General features: G+C 45.6%; 13 protein-coding genes. 12 read left to right on the top strand and 1 reads right to left on the bottom strand.

All coding sequences use genetic code 11. The annotated features are described in order from the left end of the window. The first annotated feature begins 217 nt into the window (after positions 1-217). The 6 genes from WBG78_RS20635 (at position 218) to WBG78_RS20660 (ending at position 7,590) form a co-directional block, all read left to right on the top strand. Positions 218-1,462: a PQQ-dependent sugar dehydrogenase gene (locus WBG78_RS20635; RefSeq protein WP_337328377.1), complete on the top strand. Its 1,245-nt coding sequence runs from the start codon at positions 218-220 to the stop codon at positions 1,460-1,462. A 284-nt stretch (positions 1,463-1,746) separates the two neighbouring features. Next, a complete protein-coding gene (locus tag WBG78_RS20640; RefSeq protein ID WP_337328378.1) occupies positions 1,747-2,190 on the top strand; it encodes a hypothetical protein in 444 nt (147 codons plus the stop codon). Positions 2,191-2,616: 426 nt separating this feature from the next. Next, complete coding sequence (locus WBG78_RS20645) at positions 2,617-3,852, top strand: site-specific integrase (protein ID WP_337328379.1); 1,236 nt, start codon at positions 2,617-2,619, stop codon at positions 3,850-3,852. 5 nt (positions 3,853-3,857) lie between these two features. Further along, positions 3,858-4,538 carry a hypothetical protein gene (locus WBG78_RS20650; protein ID WP_337328380.1) on the top strand — a complete coding sequence of 227 codons (681 nt, stop codon included), beginning with the start codon at positions 3,858-3,860 and terminating at the stop codon, positions 4,536-4,538. A gap of 92 nt (positions 4,539-4,630) precedes the next feature. Further along, on the top strand, positions 4,631-4,909 hold the full coding sequence (locus tag WBG78_RS20655) for a helix-turn-helix domain-containing protein (RefSeq protein WP_337328381.1): 279 nt from the start codon (positions 4,631-4,633) through the stop codon (positions 4,907-4,909). A 236-nt stretch (positions 4,910-5,145) separates the two neighbouring features. Continuing rightward, positions 5,146-7,590: a primase-helicase family protein gene (locus WBG78_RS20660; RefSeq protein ID WP_337328382.1), complete on the top strand. Its 2,445-nt coding sequence runs from the start codon at positions 5,146-5,148 to the stop codon at positions 7,588-7,590. Between the two features lie 696 nt (positions 7,591-8,286). On the opposite strand, the gene WBG78_RS20665 is transcribed toward WBG78_RS20660, so the two are convergent. Continuing rightward, on the bottom strand, positions 8,287-9,138 hold the full coding sequence (locus tag WBG78_RS20665) for an SDR family oxidoreductase (protein ID WP_337328383.1): 852 nt from the start codon (positions 9,136-9,138) through the stop codon (positions 8,287-8,289). A gap of 184 nt (positions 9,139-9,322) precedes the next feature. Between WBG78_RS20665 and WBG78_RS20670 the strand changes: the two genes are divergently transcribed. From WBG78_RS20670 to WBG78_RS20695, 6 genes are all read left to right on the top strand, one after another. Then, positions 9,323-10,198 carry an AraC family transcriptional regulator gene (locus WBG78_RS20670; protein WP_337328384.1) on the top strand — a complete coding sequence of 292 codons (876 nt, stop codon included), beginning with the start codon at positions 9,323-9,325 and terminating at the stop codon, positions 10,196-10,198. A gap of 134 nt (positions 10,199-10,332) precedes the next feature. Then, entirely contained in the window at positions 10,333-11,103 is a 771-nt protein-coding gene (locus WBG78_RS20675; protein ID WP_337328385.1) for a glucose 1-dehydrogenase, read from the top strand. A gap of 39 nt (positions 11,104-11,142) precedes the next feature. Beyond that, positions 11,143-12,204, top strand: a complete 1,062-nt coding sequence (locus WBG78_RS20680; protein ID WP_337328386.1) for an NAD(P)-dependent alcohol dehydrogenase — start codon at positions 11,143-11,145, stop codon at positions 12,202-12,204. Between the two features lie 12 nt (positions 12,205-12,216). Further along, positions 12,217-13,344, top strand: a complete 1,128-nt coding sequence (locus WBG78_RS20685; RefSeq protein WP_337328387.1) for an aldo/keto reductase — start codon at positions 12,217-12,219, stop codon at positions 13,342-13,344. Positions 13,345-13,604: 260 nt separating this feature from the next. After that, positions 13,605-15,665 carry a tetratricopeptide repeat-containing sensor histidine kinase gene (locus WBG78_RS20690; protein ID WP_337328388.1) on the top strand — a complete coding sequence of 687 codons (2,061 nt, stop codon included), beginning with the start codon at positions 13,605-13,607 and terminating at the stop codon, positions 15,663-15,665. Then, positions 15,658-16,410: a LytR/AlgR family response regulator transcription factor gene (locus WBG78_RS20695; protein ID WP_337328389.1), complete on the top strand. Its 753-nt coding sequence runs from the start codon at positions 15,658-15,660 to the stop codon at positions 16,408-16,410. The genes WBG78_RS20690 and WBG78_RS20695 overlap by 8 nt, the downstream gene beginning before the upstream one ends. Positions 16,411-16,484: the final 74 nt, after the last annotated feature.

Below are 16,484 nucleotides of genomic sequence, written 5' to 3' on the forward strand. Positions count from 1 at the left end.
CGCTTTGCGCATTCGTCGCCACCATTTGCAGATAACCAACAGATTTCACTGGTACCGCAATTTAACCGATAACATCAAATTCTTGGTTGGCTTGCATTTAACCAACAGGATACATACGCACAAGCTGCTCTCATCGTTCTTAATAAATAGACTGTTCTTCAAAATAGGGCGAAGGGTCGGACGATGGTTGATAGAGGTTACACATTAACACTCAGCAATGGAAACAAAACATAACACACAAAGCATAAAGGTTTTTGTAGCCTTGACTCTATTGACTTTAACTCTGTTCGGTTGCTCTGATAACGAGTCTGAGCCTGCAGACACCACACCAGATTTACCGCCTGTAGAAACACTTCCGCCAAACAGCAGTTACGCGCCTGCCTTTGAGGGACAAACACGAATTGATGGAGTCCGCACAAGCACATCGTTCGGAGCAACGATCCTTACCTCCTCATTGAATGCGCCCTGGGGAATAACCAGTCTTCCCGATGGTCGCCTTTTGATCACGCAGAAAGGAGGAACAATGCGAATTGTTTCAACATCCGGAGTAACTGGCAATGCTATTACCGGCATTCCTGCAGTCAACTCAGGTGGACAAGGTGGTTTGCTCGGTCTTTGTGTTGATCCCCAATTTTCAACCAATCGAATGGTCTATTGGGTCTTCTCTGAAAATGTTACCGGAGGAACGATATCAGCAGTTGCTAAGGGTAGATTATGCGACAATGAAACTGTCATTGAGAACGCTACAGTGATCTACCGTGCTAATCCAGCTGCAAACAGCAACGCTCACTACGGAGGCAGAATCCTTTTTGATAAAACGGGCAATCTGTTGATCAGCACCGGGGAACGTTCCAATCTGTCAACGAGACCACTGGCTCAGTCTCTCACTGCTGCGTTGGGAAAAATTATCCGGATTAGTACAAGCGGACAACCTGCCACAGGAAATCCATCATTCAGTTCTGGCGGCGCTTTGCCTGAATTGTACAGCGCCGGCCATCGAAACCCTCAAGGCATCGCCTTGCATCCAGTGACTGGAGATCTATGGCAAAGTGAACATGGTCCGCGGGGCGGCGATGAAATTAATCGCGTAACTCCGGGTGCAAACTATGGATGGCCAACCATTACCTACGGACTGGAATACAGTGGACAGCCAGTTGGTTCTGGCATTCAACAACAGGAAGGACTAGAGCAACCTGTTTATTATTGGGATCCTGTTGTATCTCCCAGCGGAATGACATTTTATAAAGGTGACAGAATTCCTGAATGGCAGAACAATCTGTTTATTGGAGCACTGAGTGGACAACACATCGTGAGATTAGTCATCTCCGAAAATCGTGTCATAGGCGAAGAACGATTATTGAGTGAGGAGAATCAACGTTTTAGAGACATCACCCAGGGCACAGACAATGCCCTATATGCCATCACAGATCAGGGAAGACTTTATAAGATTGATCGACAATAAGTAAATTTCAGAACATGCCACTCATACAATGCATTGAAATCACTTTCAACGCTGCCTCAATGCCCAGTCGAAGATGCCTTTTCAAGATCCGGCAGTGCTCGCACAAATCCGTAGCAGTTGTAACCGATGCCTGCGCATCGATGAGTGGTTATCAGGGTCGACGGAGCGGGTTTACTAATGCACGCCTGGCTATTTTACTCACCTTCTTGGTTTTCCTTGCATGGATACAAAATGCTATCAAATGAATAGCTGAGGAAGCGGCCTTTATCTTTTCTTGTGAGCTTATGGGCTTGAAGAAGTATCTGAACAGGAAGACCATTCTAACTTATTTGTACGATCAGCTGACCGGAAACCTAATGGGGTTCCTGGTGGGTATGTCGGCGACGAAACTGGTATCGCAGTTTTTTGAAACACGAAGCTTTAAGAACCTCTGGGGCATCACTTCTAAAAAGACTGTAGTCGACAAAAGCACTTTCGCGAATCTGGAGTGGATAATTTCGATCCTTATTGGCTTCATAGTGTTCGAAATCATGACCAAAGTAGTGAAGGCAAGGATCGATCAGTATGGACCAGCATTTAAAAGGCGTGCATTGCGATGGGCCATTCTCAACGATATTCCGGGAAAGGCAACCTGGCTTAAGATAGCTGTTGTAAGCAGGAGAGCTGAGTTGATCTCTACAGTTCACGTGGCTGTAAAAAACACAATAACAAAATACTCCAAACGGTAGACTATGATGTCGGCGCTGGAACGCACAGACCCTAGGGTACCCATTAAATTAAAGCGGCCCGGAATAAGTCCACTAACGCAAACAATATAGTCGCGGGGCCATATATCGAACGAGTTTAAAGTGAATTTGAAAAGAATCCACCATACTGGTTAGTGAATTCGGACAACAGGCGAAGCGTGAGTGCCCGAGTGAGAGTGAAGAAAAAAAAACAGAGTTCGGTTGTTCGCTCTCGCTCTCACCCTCACTCTGTTTTTGTAGTCCCGACAGGAATACTTGACCTTAATTCCAGTGAATTTAAAGATGGTGGCAATTTATTAACGTTTTAATAGTCAGCATGTTGAATGTAAAGTTGCATTAGGTTCAGTTAGCCTAAATTAGCTACTTTAGTACGTAAATCAGTACGCAACTGACGTGTCCGACTTTTCTGTGAAATTTTTCCTCGAATCAAAGTCGAAGGAAATCGATCAAAACGACAAACCGCTCCCGATCTTTCTGATCGTGCGCAAGCGCGGTTTTGCCCAAATTAAAACGTACGTGGAACGAAAATGTCCGCGTGCAGCGTGGGATGTAGGCAAAGGACGCGTGACCCCCAGAAAGTTCAAGCTTGATCCCACGGGCCTCAATTTCTACCTCGAGAGAATTCAAAAGAAAGTCAGCCGACTGTGCGAAGACGCCTTGGAGGAAGGACGGTCCATTCCATCCAAAGTTGAAGTTCGTGCCATCATCAATAAGGAAAACGGGAACGAAGTTGATGATAGACAATCAGTGCTGCAATTTGCCAACGAATTTTTAGCCAAGTCTACTTACGCCCCCAACACGAAAAAGAGTTATCAGACAACCATAAATCTTTTGCAAAAGTTTGTAGACGAAAAGCTGAAGGGAAAGTTAAAATTCGAAGCGATCAACCTCGATTTTCATGATAAGTTCACTGAATACATGTGGACGACCAAGAAGTTTAATGACAACACCGTCGGGAAGCACATCAAGAATCTAAAATCCATCATGTCAGAGTCGTTCGAACGAGGCATGCACACCAGCCTGGATTTTAAGAAATCCCGTTTCAAAGCATTTTCAAATGACGTTGACAATATTTATCTCGATGAGAAAGAGCTTGAGGCCATGCTGAAAGTAACAGTGACTTCGGGATCGCGCATGGAGCGAGTGAGGGACATGTTTTATGTCGCGAGCTGGCTTGGAATCAGGTTTGGAGACGCTGTGAGGCTGACAAAAGAATTATTCTCCGTTATTGACGGACAACTTTATCTTGTGATGGGAACGGAGAAGACTAAGGCCAATGTGATGGTGCCGATACCGGCCAAAGTAAAGCCTATTCTGGAACAATACGATTTCAAGTTTCCCGTAATCACCAATCAGGAGTTTAATCAAGACATAAAGGAGATTGGTAAGCTCGCAAAGATTGAACAATCTGTTAAGGTAATCAATATCAAGCGAGGCGAGCGAATATCAATTACCAAGGCAAAGTGTGATCTTATCACGACACATACAGCGCGTCGGTCCTTTGCGACAAACCTTTATCTGCGAGGCGTTAAACCCGAAACGATTATGTGGGCAACGGGGCACAAAACCAATAAAGAATTTATGAAGTATCTGAAGCTTTCCAACATGGAGAAAGCTCGTGAATTGGCGAACGTTATAAAATGATGGAGATGTTTGAATCGCCATATAACGAAGAGAGCAAGGAATTGCGACTTACTGATCGTGAACTTGCCCTGTTACATGAACTGGACAAGTTCCCCCCGATGTATCATGAGGATATTCTTTCCACGTACATCAGGGATTCTGCATCTGTTCATGCGCTTGCTCGCGTGGAGGTGATTTTTCTGCAGTTTTATAGGTGGGGACCCAGTTCAAACAACATTTATGGCCTGCGAATGGGGTTTGTGGATGATATGCTTCAGCTTATAAAAAAAATCAGGAATGGCACCATCAGTAATGGTGAGGCAATGGTTGCGGACACTGGCAGTTCGTCAAGTCACACAGTGGATCGCGCCAGTAGTCGTATGCACAGACATGCTCTAACGCTCGAAGAAATTTTCGGAGATAAGGCAGCTCTTTTTAAACGCGCGTTTACGAGGCTCATGACGTCAGAACTATTAGTGACTACGCGCGCGCTATTGCCTCACGTAGTGACATACCTTCGATCAAACGTTAAGAAATTTCCTCGCGACGTCACCGGAGCCATTCGATTGCTGAAAAAGGAATTTCCTGGCCTTTTACCTGCTGGTGTAGACAATTATCGAACGGCGCCGGAATTTAAGGAAATGGTGGGACAGGACGTTAAAAAAGTAGTCGTTGACACATTTGAGCCCTTTATTGATAAAGTATAGTTAAGTTGACTATCATGCTGATAGTTGCCGATAGTCCGAGATAATCATGATAGTGCCTTCCCAAGGTACCCTTGCATAAACAATTCAACGATATGCAAGTTACATTGACTTTAGGACCAGAATGCGAGACTTCATTAAGAGAAATCATTCGCGCCGAGCTTGCTGGAATTTTGGCGGCAGGTAACTTTTGTTCCGATGAAAGACCGCTACGCCGATCCGACATCGCGGAACTCTTTCAAATCTCCCTTGTCACCGTCCATGAATGGATGAAGCAGGGTGTTCTTCCCCACTATAAGCTTAACGGTCGGACATACTTTCGTCGTTCGGAAGTTATGGAAGCGATGAACAGGGTTAAGGTCAAGCGACGATAGCACCCGATTGTACAATCATTTTTTGTGACCGATCGCCGCGCGCCACGATCCCTTGGGGAATTACCGGGCACGCGTATCCCCAGGGGAATGTAGTCGCGTCGCGCTAAACGACCGATTCTCTCAAAACCTCCCCGATCGGGCCAATACGGCGATCGATCATGCGCCGGTCACGATCGATCGAAAAAAAAGGCCGGGCGATCACCCGGCTCATTTCTAAACCAATTCAATAAAACAATATGTCAAAAGTAGAAAACTCCTCGGAGGGGAGCAAGGATTGCTCCTATCTCGACGAACGATTAACCGGTCTTGGTATTACGGATCGGGAGAACATCTTCCACAGGGTATGGCAACAACCTGGAAGCCGTAAAACAGATAATGGAAGCATTGAGACCGAAATGTATGAGCATTCGCGTGACTACCCATTGTTCGACGCCGATGAACAGGGTAACATCATCATCCGCTATTTTGCATTGGATGGAAATCCACGCCGATACAGAAAAGCGGGCACAAAATACCAGCGTGACTTTATCCGCAAAAGACTTCGTCAACCGCAAGGTGACATGAAGTATTGGCAGGAATTCGGCTCCGAACATCATCCATGGTTTCCGCCATCGATCATCACGAAGTATACGCAGCACTTGAAGGATCCGGTGAACGCGCCCGTAATGGACGTCCTTTTCGTGATTGAGGGCGAGTTTAAGGCAATGAAGTGTTCTCTAATAGGTATCGACGCCATTGGCATTCCCTCGATTCATGGATTCTATAACGGCGATGTGAAAGGGAAAATCCATGAAGACATCGCTGAATTAATAATACGATGCAGAGTCAAGAAAGTAGTGTTGCTGATGGACGCGGATGCACTGACGCTTCGCTGGGCGCTGGATAAGGATTTGGTCAATCGGCCGTCTACATTCTGTGCTGCTGTGCGTGCCTTTGTTGAAAGTTTGACTCCCTTGATCGATAGCGATGAAGTTGAGCTCAAAAAAACTTACCTCATGCATCTTCAAACCCGATTTCACTCCGAGGCTAAGGGCATAGATGACCTGCTCATGACGTTGCCCGCCCAAACGAACGCCATCGTCAGTGATCTTTTAAAATTGAATTTTGCATCAAATTATTTCAATGGAACTCAGCTTCAGGACGATAAGGATCTAGGTAAGAAACTTTCTAAGTACTTTGGGGTTGTTGATGTCCAGGAGTTTCACAGGACCTATCACGAGTTTATTGGCGACAACGAGTTTGTTTTTCGGCGCAGACGGTACCGGTTTAACGAGGATAAAAACGAGGTGGAGACCGTACGCCATGAGGATGCAGATCGATACGCGCGGATCGGTCCTGACTGGGTTAAACTTGTGAAAGTCTTAAACAAGCATGGCGAAATTGAAATGGAGCTGACTCCGTGGACGTTGGGAGAGATCAAACGCGAGTACAAAAATTGTCCAAATTTCGTCGACCAGATCAAAACCTATGATGGGTTCTGTTGCGAGCCAAATTGGGTCAACTACGAACGCGAGGTCCATGGCTGTTATAATTTATGCGAGCCACTTGGCTGGTCCGCAAAAGCGGGAGGACCTATAGCGCAAACTGTACGCTTTCTGAAGCATATTTTTCAAGGACAGGGGAGCGTTTTATTGGACAATACCGGTGCACTTCTTCAGGAAGAAGCAATCACCGGTGATCCGTTCACCGTTGCGCTGGATATGCTGTCTATCATGCTCAGGCATCCAAAGCAGAACCTTCCTGTGCCTATCCTTGTATCGCCGGAGAATACAACAGGCAAGACCACCGTGCTAAAATGGTTACAAATAGTCTTTGGCAACAACATGGCCATTCTTGGCAACGAACAATTCAAGATGCGGTTCAATTCTCACTACATGTCGAAGTTTATCATCGCCATCGATGAGGGCTTTCTGGATGTCGACAAAAAGACAGAGAAGGAGCGGTTGAAGCAACTGGTCACAGCGGATCACGCCTTCCTTGAGCTGAAGGGGATGAACATTAGAAAAATTCCTTTCCATGGCAAGATCTGGATGTGCAGCAATGATGCCGACAAAGTGATGAAGATCGATGTGGGAGAGAGCCGCTGGTTTGTTGTGCGCGTCCCTGTGCTTGCCGTTGACCAGCGGGACCCTGACATCGAAAGCAAACTAAAGAACGAAGTGGAGGCCTTCCTGCACTTTCTTTTTAATCGGCCTATTCACCATCCGAAGTCAGACCGTTTATGGTTCAAGCCTGAGTGGTTTATAACGGAACAGTTCAAGGCTATTGTAGAGGCGACACGAAGCCGGGCGGAGCGCTCGTTTGAGGAGTGGCTAAAGGATCAATTCCTGACCTATAGGCAACCCGTATTGCGTTATTGTTCGAAGCAACTGGCGGAACTCTTGAATGAACCCAGGGCAACTAAATACCGCATTGACGCGCTTGACTTGAAGGCATTGCTAGAAGCTCGGGGGATAAGACCGGGACCTGTTAAGCGCTTTAAGTATCCTATTGGCTATAACGCTTTCGATGAGCGTTCTTCAGTCGAACCTTCGATCATATGGGTTTCGTCAAACGGACGCGCTTATGAGTTTAGAGTTGAAGAATGGTTGTCGGCCGACGAGATGATGGAGTTTGAAGATCCGTCAATCCAAAAATCTGCAGACAATGATACCACGGATAAAACCATGTCACAATTGTAACATTATTAACATCATTAAATTTTATTAACAGAAGAGAAATAACGAAAAATCCTTGTGACTGTTGTGACAAGCGCGACAAATGCTACAATTGTGTGTTACGTTACGCACAAAGGGGAGATTGACAGTAAAACAAATTGTTGATTTCGCAGGCAATGTCACTCCACGTTCTCATAAGCAGTTCAGATCGATGTAGGATGTGGTTGAAATGATGACTAGATCAGACTGGATCAGAATTCGATCAGGACTAAATCCGGACCGGATCTGGACTGGATCCGGATTAAATTGTGACGCTGAGTCCTACAAATGTCGAAAAGGGGATCGCGATCCTGACTAATAGGCACTAAATTGCGGTCTTAGATATACGTATTATTAAAGGCCATCGGTCAATACGTCTGCTCTATTTTAACTGGAGGGCCTTTGTAAAGAGTGACGAGGTAGCAAATGTTACGGTTACTTGTGTTACACCGGTTCCTATGCGATGCGCTATCTATGTCATCCAGCCGCAAGGCTGAGGCATCCTTGCCACATAGGCGACGTGGGGTGCGATATAAAACTTAGGGAAAACGTTGGGGAAAGTTTAGCCAAACTTTCCCCTTCTTCCTTAATTATTTCTAAAGCTCTACAAGACAATCTGCTTTCGCGCACGCTGTATCATTTTCTAATCTGATGCCTGATTGGCGACTAAGACAATATCTTTCAATCCTCAAATGAAAGTGAACTCGACAATTCGCGAAATGCGCCAGCTTGTTGCTTGAGTTCTGAAGCGGCATGTTCGGCACTGCCAACAGCATCAGCACCAGCGACAAAACGAAGCGGTGGTTGCGGCAAACTTGCGAGTTGAATTAATGCCTTGGCAAGTTTTGCTGGATCGCCAGGTTGTTTGCCGTTCGCGCCTTTCCAAAATTCCATTTGCTTTATTCTTCGCTCCCTGTAGTCATCTATAGGATTGGATGATGCATACTGTGTTGAATCATCAGTCAGCAACTCCGTGCGAAAGAAACCGGGGTTCACGATCATGGTATTAATGCCAAATGGTTTGATCTCCGGTTGTAATGATTGCATCCATCCCTCGATTCCAAATTTGGAGGCAGTATACGCACTTCCGAACTCGACACCTGCAAAGCCGGCGCTCGATGAAATTGTTATTATAAGGCCATCACGCTGTTTACGCATTACAGGAAGTGCAGCACGTGTAACATTCATCGGGCCCATCAGGCTGGTAGTGATTTGCTTTTCGATTTCCTCGGGAGTTTGCTCTTCGAAATAACCTGCATAGAAGTTGGCGGCATTGTTCACCAATACATCCAGGCGACCAAAGTGTTCAGTGCATTTTGCAATAGATGATTTTGCTTCCTCAGATTTAAGAATATCTAACTTCAAAACCAGGAGGTTTTTTGAATTGCCAATTGCCTTGGAAACTTTCTCTGGATTCCGTCCTGTTGCGACCACCTTGTGCCCAGCCGCCAAGGCTGCATTAGCAATATCCAAACCCATCCCACGACCAGCACCAGTAATCAGCCATACTTTAGAGTCATTCTCTTTTTTCATGTTGTGATTATATTATGAAAGTGACACAAATGTAGAGCTGGTCAAACTCTATAAAATAAAGATTATCAAAGGAATTATTATGAATTTCAAAGATGATAACCGCCGTTTTGAATGCAGGGAGTTTACGAAAACTATTGTTTGATTAGTTTGGCAATCCAGGCTTTGAATTCTATAGTTTTGTAAAATGAAAACGAAAGATGGCGCGCCGGATTTCAATGCAGAATTGAAACTTAAGGGCTTCAAAGTATACGAGACTGATGTCAATGATAAGGTTGGTCATAGTTATAGCCGGAAAGACTTCTATAAGATCAACATCAGCACTGGCAAATTCATCTTCCATTATGCCGATAAGAGTTTTGAAACGGATAAGACTTTCTTGTTTTTTGCCAACCCACGTGTGCCCTATTCCTGCGAGGTGATCGCGCCAACTCAAAATGGCTACACGTGTCTTTTCGCCGAAGATTTTCTGAAAGCAAGCGATCGTTCTGAGAGCTTGCAACAGTCTCCATTATTTAGAATTGGCGGCACCCCGATACTGCAGCTGAACCAGGAACAGAAAAAATATATTACTTCAATTTTTCAACGAATGCTCGCAGAGCAGAATACCAATTATGCCTTTAAAGACGAGTTGATCCGTAACCATATTAACCTCATTATACATGAAGCGCTTAAGATGGAACCATCTGAGAATCTTACAAAAAACAGGAGCGCGTCTGAAAGGATAACGGCCGTCTTTCTTGAGTTGCTTGAGCGGCAATTTCCAATTGAAAATGTCAATCGTCCATTGACACTAAAAACAGCACAGGATTATGCAAGTGGCTTGTCTGTTCATGTGAACTATCTTAATAGCGCAGTTAAGGAGGTTACCGGCAAATCGACCACAACGCATATCGGAGATAGGATTGCGCACGAAGCTACTGCACTCTTGCAACATACGGATTGGAATGTGTCAGATATTGCTTACGCATTGGGGTTTGAATACCCTACCTATTTTAATAACTTCTTCAAAAAGAAAACAGGTCAGATTCCTAAAGCCATTCGAACAGCTGTTCACCTTTGATTTTTATAACTATTCCTTTGTTTTTCTTTACTCTTTAGGGGCGGACGCCGGCGACCTTTGTTGTGCAATCAAGGATAAGTGCTGCTGCATTATGTGCAGCCTCTTAGTCAATAAGTACACAAAACAAAGGAAGTATGAGAAACCCAGCTTATAATTTTAAGGATCAGGTCGCCTTGGTCACAGGCGCTAGTACTGGAATTGGTTTTGCCACGGCAAAAGCATTTGCTGAAGCTGGAGCAGCTGTGGTTTTGGTAGACATAAATGAGAGTTCTCTTTATACAGCGACAAACGAGTTGACGTCATCCGGCTACAATGCCATAGGTGTCGTGTGCGATGTCGCCGATGAACAGCAAGTGTCAGCCATGGTGGCAAGAACCGTGTCGACTTTCGGTCGACTAGATATGGCATTCAACAACGCAGGGATCGCAGGACCAGCCGGGGAATTTACGGAAGACACCGCTGATGCTTATGATAGGGTAAGTAACGTAAACCTGCGTGGAGTATGGGCATGCATGAAGCATGAGCTTATACAAATGAAGAAGCAGGGAGCCGGAGCCATTGTCAATTGCTCATCACTGGGCGGACTTGTGGGACAAGCTGGTCGTGCAGCTTATCATGCAACTAAACATGGTGTAATTGGGCTTACAAAGAGCGCGGGTGTTGAATATGCTTCTCGAAAAATTCGTGTCAATGCGGTGTGTCCGGGAGTAATTGAGACACCTATGTTTTCTGCTATGATTGAAAAGACGCCGGAAGCAATGAAGGAAGTTTTGCGTGATCAGCCTATCGGCCGCGCTGGACAACCAGAGGAAATTGCAGCTGCGGTGCTGTGGCTTTGCAGTACCGCTTCGAGTTTAGTTGTAGGTGTCGCATTGCCAGTAGACGGTGGATTTACGGCTCATTAATCAAAGCATTCGACCCTGACGAGTTAAAAAAGATAACGTATGGAAATCAAAAGAATAAAGGCATTTGGTGCACTGACTGCGGATGCACCATTAAATAAAATGACCATCAATCGTAGAGCTACCACGCCTCATGATGTTGAGATTGATATCCTGTTTTGTGGCGTCTGTCATTCCGATCTTCACTCAGCAAGGAACGAGTGGCACAATACTATGTACCCGATTGTTCCAGGTCACGAGATTGTTGGAAGGATAGTAAAGACGGGAAGCGAGGTTACTAAATTCAAGGTTGGCGATCTGGCAGCAGTAGGTTGTATGGTTGATTCTTGTCGTGAGTGCGAATATTGCAAGCAGGGATTGGAACAATACTGTGAGCCAGGCAATACACTGACATATAATTCTCCTGACAAGTATTTGCAAAAACAAACCTACGGGGGTTACTCGGAAAGTGTTGTAGTTGATGAGAGCTTCGTATTGCATGTCCCTGAAAACTTGGATCTGGCCGCGACCGCTCCGCTGTTATGTGCAGGAATCACCGTGTACTCTCCTTTAAAGCATTGGCAAGTAGGTCCCGGCAAGAGAGTTGGAGTTGTTGGTATTGGTGGTCTCGGCCATATGGCCATCAAATTTGCAAAGGCAATGGGGGCACATGTTGTAGTTTTTACTACGTCGGCTTCCAAGTTTGAGGACGCCAAAAGACTAGGGGCCGATGAAGTTGTTCTTTCCAAAAATGAAGACCAAATGAAAAAGCAATCTCGAAGCCTCCACTTAATCATTGATGCAGTTTCTGCATCCCATGACGTAAACGCTTACATAGATCTGCTGAGAGTGGACGGCACGTTGATTCTTGTTGGCGCACCTGAAGAACCACTCCCTGTTGCCGCATTTAGTATAATCCCAACAAGGAGAGCAGTTGCCGGTTCTACTATCGGCGGTATCGCTGAGACTCAGGAAATGCTGGAGTTCTGCGGAAAGCATAGTATTACTTCAGATATAGAACTAATAAGTATCCACGAAATCAATAATGCCTTCGGCCGTCTACTTAAGGGCGATGTGCATTACCGATTTGTTGTTGACATGGCTTCGTTAAAGAAAGACAACTAACGTAGTGCAATTATGAAAGAAAATAACTCAGGAATTAGCCGCCGAAATTTTGTGACCAGAACAGCATTAGTTGGTGCGGGCTTGGCTGTTGGAAAATTTGCTTGGGCCACACCACTCAAAGCGGCAGATACAACTAACGTTAAAGATAAAATGAAAACACGCAAGCTGGGGAAATTGGAAGTCTCTGAACTAGGCTCGGGGGCAATGAGTATCAGCGCTAATTATGGACCACCTGCTGACAAAGCACAAGGAATTAAAGTGCTTCGAGCAGCTTATGAAAAAGGAGTTCGATTTTTTGACACTGCTGAAGTATACGGACCGTATACCAGTGAAGAATTGGTAGGCGAGGCGCTTGCTCCGTTTCGTGATAAAGTTGTGATCGCTTCAAAATTCGGTTTTGATATTGGTGGCCCTGGAATCGCGTTGAATAGCAAACCCGAGCATATTAAGAAGGTTGTTGAGGGGTCACTCAAACGATTAAGGACCGACAGACTTGATTTATACTATCAGCATCGTGTAGACCCCTCGGTCCCGATTGAAGATGTTGCAGGGGCAATAAAGGATCTGATCAAAGAAGGCAAGGTTTTACATTTCGGTCTTTCAGAAGCAAGCGCGAAAACAATTCGCAAGGCTCATGCCGTCCAGCCAGTCACAGCGGTTCAAACTGAGTACTCTCTTATTGAAAGAGATGTCGACAAGAATGGAATACTAGACACATGTGAAGAACTAGGAATTGGATTCGTTCCCTGGGGACCGGTGGGAATGGGCTTCCTTACAGGTAAGATTGATTCAAATACCAAATTTGATCCTAAGACAGATCTGCGAGCAGGCTTCGACCGTTTCTCACCGGCGAACATTGCCGCCAATATGCCGATGCTCGAATGGTTGCGTCAAGTTGCAGCACGTGAGAAAGCAACACCAGCCCAGGTAGCCCTAGCGTGGTTGCTGGCAAGAAAGCCATTCATTGTTCCCATTCCAGGAACACGAAATCTTGATCACCTCATTGAGAATTTGGGTGCAACCAATGTCCAGCTCTCATCTGCGGACTTAGAGGATATAGAAACCGCTTTAGCACAGTTCGACGTTCATGGCGGGCGGATGAACGAAATGCAAATGGATTTTGTGGATACAACGAAATAGTGAGATATGAAACACTGATCAAAAACTAGGTATTGCTTCTAGGGTCACTAAATAGAGACTCGTGATGATCAATTTTTCAGGGGTAGGGGAATGTGGGACACTCCAGTGACAATACAGCCGTTCGCAGCAAATTGCCCCAAATTTGTGTCAGTCCACCCACCTAGGTCGTCTACTACCCAAATCCTCCAGGAAAATTTGCTCATCCTCATCGCAATCTTCAACTTGAGTAAGGGAAGCCGAGAACGGGTATTGACCTGATTATGCGCATCTACACTGCAATTCTGAGCTTGTTTGCCATCACAATGATGGTTCTTACAGGATATACCCAGTCGGAGACAGTGACTGAAACTGCGAAACTCCGTGCGAAAGAGCTGCAGAGGATCGATAGTCTTATCGTTCTTGCAGGAAAACTGGTACGCTCAAGGAAGTACTCGGCGGCAGAAGACATGTCGAACGTAATCCTTCAATTATCCCAGCAGGAAGAATACCCCGAAGGGCAGGCGGATGTGTACTTGACTCTATCGTATATCGCTTACGTAAACAGAGATTTTGTCAAGTCTGAGGAACAAGGCAAGCACGCTTTGGAAGTAGCTCAAAAGGCAGCATTGCAACTGCCTCTGGCGAAGGCGTATATCAGGTGGGGTAGTGCGGTTTGGGCCCAAAGTCGTTTTGTTGAGGCGACAAATGCCTTTCAGCAAGCTCGTCAGCTGTATACTTCGTTGCAGGATTCGTCTGGAATTGGCATTTCCAATAGCCTCCTTGCTTTGGCAGAAGAAGAGCGTGGCAATTATGAAAAGTCCTTTCAGTATTCAATGGATGCGTTGCCGTACGACGAGCAGCGTGCCTTTATTTCTATAGGACAATTATATGCTCATGTTGGTGATTACGATGCAGCGCTCGAGTACTATCGCAAAGTGAAGGACGAGGATCTAAGTATTTCAAACTATCTAAAAGTTGGCGAAGCGCACTTCCTAAAACGCAATTACGATTCTGCGATCTATTACTACACACAATTCATTGCTAGCAATGCGGGGATTGGGTATAAAATCAATTCAAAACCCTATGTCTTGATCGGAGAAGTTTTCCTCGCAGAAAGCAGATCCGATTCAGCATTGTACTACCTGAATAACGGTCTTGACGGTCTGCGGGAAGTAAATGATAGAAACTGGATCATGCGTGGGCTGTTAGCCTTGGGAAAGGCTTATAAACAAACGCAACAACTTCCGCGGGCACTTGACCACACGCGCGAACTGCTTATGGTGGCAACGAAAAGCGGTGCTCTTCAATATGAGCGTGACGCACATTATCTGCTGTTTGAGATCTTTGATGGACTGCACAATACCGATAGCGCATATCGACATCTCAACGCATACACAACCCTTAACAAAGCCATAGATATTGACGTGTCCGCTAGAAAGCTTGGCTTCTTCAGGGCGTCCGGTCAGCTTGAACAGGCGAAACTTGAAATTGACCTGCTTAACAGACAACGGCAGCTGCAACAAGAGGAAATAGCTCAGGCCGCAAAGGAGAAATGGTTGATGCTATTCGGTGTTGTGATTCTCGTTGTCGCTTTCGCAATTCTCGTCCGGAATTTTGCTTTGAAGAAGCGAAATGCTGAACACTTGCAGCAACTTTCCGCCAATGAGTTGCAAATTGAAAAATTAGAACACACAAAAAAGTTAGGTGAGCTTGAGATGCAGGTCTTAAGGGTACAGATGAATCCGCATTTCATCTTTAACTCTCTCAATTCGATTAACAGATTTATACTGCGCAACAACAAAACCGAAGCAACGGCCTATCTGACCAAACTCTCAAGACTAGTGCGGATGATCCTTCAAAATTCCCAAAGCACGTTCATTTCATTGGAAAGTGAAATTCAATCACTCACGCTGTACCTTGACCTGGAGAAACTACGCTTTGACAATCAATTTACTTATAAGATAGAGCTCGATAAGAACGTTGATGCAAGTCTGGCGAAGGTGCCGCCTCTGATTATGCAGCCTTTCGTTGAGAATGCCATATGGCATGGATTGATGCCCAAAAACACTCTTGGTGAGATTAACATAAGAGTGTCAGTCGACGAAAGATATTTATTCATCTCAATCAGCGACGATGGCGTCGGCAGGGCCGCATCAGAATCGCGAAAAGGGATGCAAGCGGCTACTCATCGGTCGCTCGGACTAAGTATAACTTCACAACGAATCAACATGATGCACGATGGAATGGAAGTGAATACAGTGAACATAAAAGATCTGGTTGATGCTCATGGAGCGCCGGCGGGTACAGAAGTTGAAATTAAATTGCCCCTTCGGTATGCCTAGAGCAATTATTGTCGATGATGAGGCACATTGTGTAGATACTCTTGGGTTAATTCTCCAGGATTACTGTCCTACTGTGGAAGTGGTAGCTACTTGTCGCTCCGCCCAGGATGGAATTGCCAGAGTCAATGAACTGCGTCCTGACATTATATTCCTCGACATTGAGATGCCGATGATGAATGGCTTCGAAATGCTCGAACAACTGAAAGGTCAGTCATTCGCAATCATATTTACCACCAGCTTCGATCAATATGCCCTTAGGGCGATCCGCTTCAGCGCACTGGACTACTTACTGAAGCCTGTTGACCCGAGAGAACTGATCGCTGCGGTGAATAGAGTGCAATCAGCATCCAAACGACCAGTGCCGGAGCAATATGATATGCTCCTAGACCGCCTCGGACAAAAGGTGAACACTTATCGGCGGATCGCCATACCAACGCTCAACGGCTACGAACTGCTGAACGCCGATGATATCGTCTTTTGCGAAGCGGACGACAACTATACCTTATTTCATCTTAAGAACAAGAGTAAGTTAACAGCCACGCTAATGCTAAAGGATGCGGAAGAGCAGTTGGAGGAGTTTCAACACTTTGTGCGCGTCCACCACTCGTACATTGCCAATATCAACGAGGCAGTCCGCTATGTACGCGGAGAGGGCGGCTACCTTGTTATGAGCGAGGGCTCATCGGTCAATGTCTCCCGCAGTCGCAAAAACCTCCTGATGAAGTGGTTCCACAAGGACATTTGATTGCCCAATACTTGCTGCCAATTACCCTTGCATCCCTCCATCTACCCATCCCAGCTACCACAAGGCTTTAGGAC

This window comes from Chryseolinea sp. T2 (assembly GCF_037203685.1).
Classification (GTDB): domain Bacteria; phylum Bacteroidota; class Bacteroidia; order Cytophagales; family Cyclobacteriaceae; genus Chryseolinea.

Excerpts from the sequence above, each read along its gene's own strand:
- WBG78_RS20635 (WP_337328377.1), top strand. The coding sequence starts at position 218 with ATGGAAACAAAACATAACACACAAAGCATAAAGGTTTTTGTAGCCTTG.
- WBG78_RS20640 (WP_337328378.1), top strand. The coding sequence starts at position 1,747 with ATGGGCTTGAAGAAGTATCTGAACAGGAAGACCATTCTAACTTATTTG.
- WBG78_RS20650 (WP_337328380.1), top strand. The coding sequence starts at position 3,858 with ATGTTTGAATCGCCATATAACGAAGAGAGCAAGGAATTGCGACTTACT.
- WBG78_RS20655 (WP_337328381.1), top strand. The coding sequence starts at position 4,631 with ATGCAAGTTACATTGACTTTAGGACCAGAATGCGAGACTTCATTAAGA.
- WBG78_RS20660 (WP_337328382.1), top strand. The coding sequence starts at position 5,146 with ATGTCAAAAGTAGAAAACTCCTCGGAGGGGAGCAAGGATTGCTCCTAT.
- WBG78_RS20665 (WP_337328383.1), bottom strand. The coding sequence starts at position 9,138 with ATGAAAAAAGAGAATGACTCTAAAGTATGGCTGATTACTGGTGCTGGT.
- WBG78_RS20670 (WP_337328384.1), top strand. The coding sequence starts at position 9,323 with ATGAAAACGAAAGATGGCGCGCCGGATTTCAATGCAGAATTGAAACTT.
- WBG78_RS20675 (WP_337328385.1), top strand. The coding sequence starts at position 10,333 with ATGAGAAACCCAGCTTATAATTTTAAGGATCAGGTCGCCTTGGTCACA.
- WBG78_RS20680 (WP_337328386.1), top strand. The coding sequence starts at position 11,143 with ATGGAAATCAAAAGAATAAAGGCATTTGGTGCACTGACTGCGGATGCA.
- WBG78_RS20685 (WP_337328387.1), top strand. The coding sequence starts at position 12,217 with ATGAAAGAAAATAACTCAGGAATTAGCCGCCGAAATTTTGTGACCAGA.
- WBG78_RS20690 (WP_337328388.1), top strand. The coding sequence starts at position 13,605 with ATGCGCATCTACACTGCAATTCTGAGCTTGTTTGCCATCACAATGATG.
- WBG78_RS20695 (WP_337328389.1), top strand. The coding sequence starts at position 15,658 with ATGCCTAGAGCAATTATTGTCGATGATGAGGCACATTGTGTAGATACT.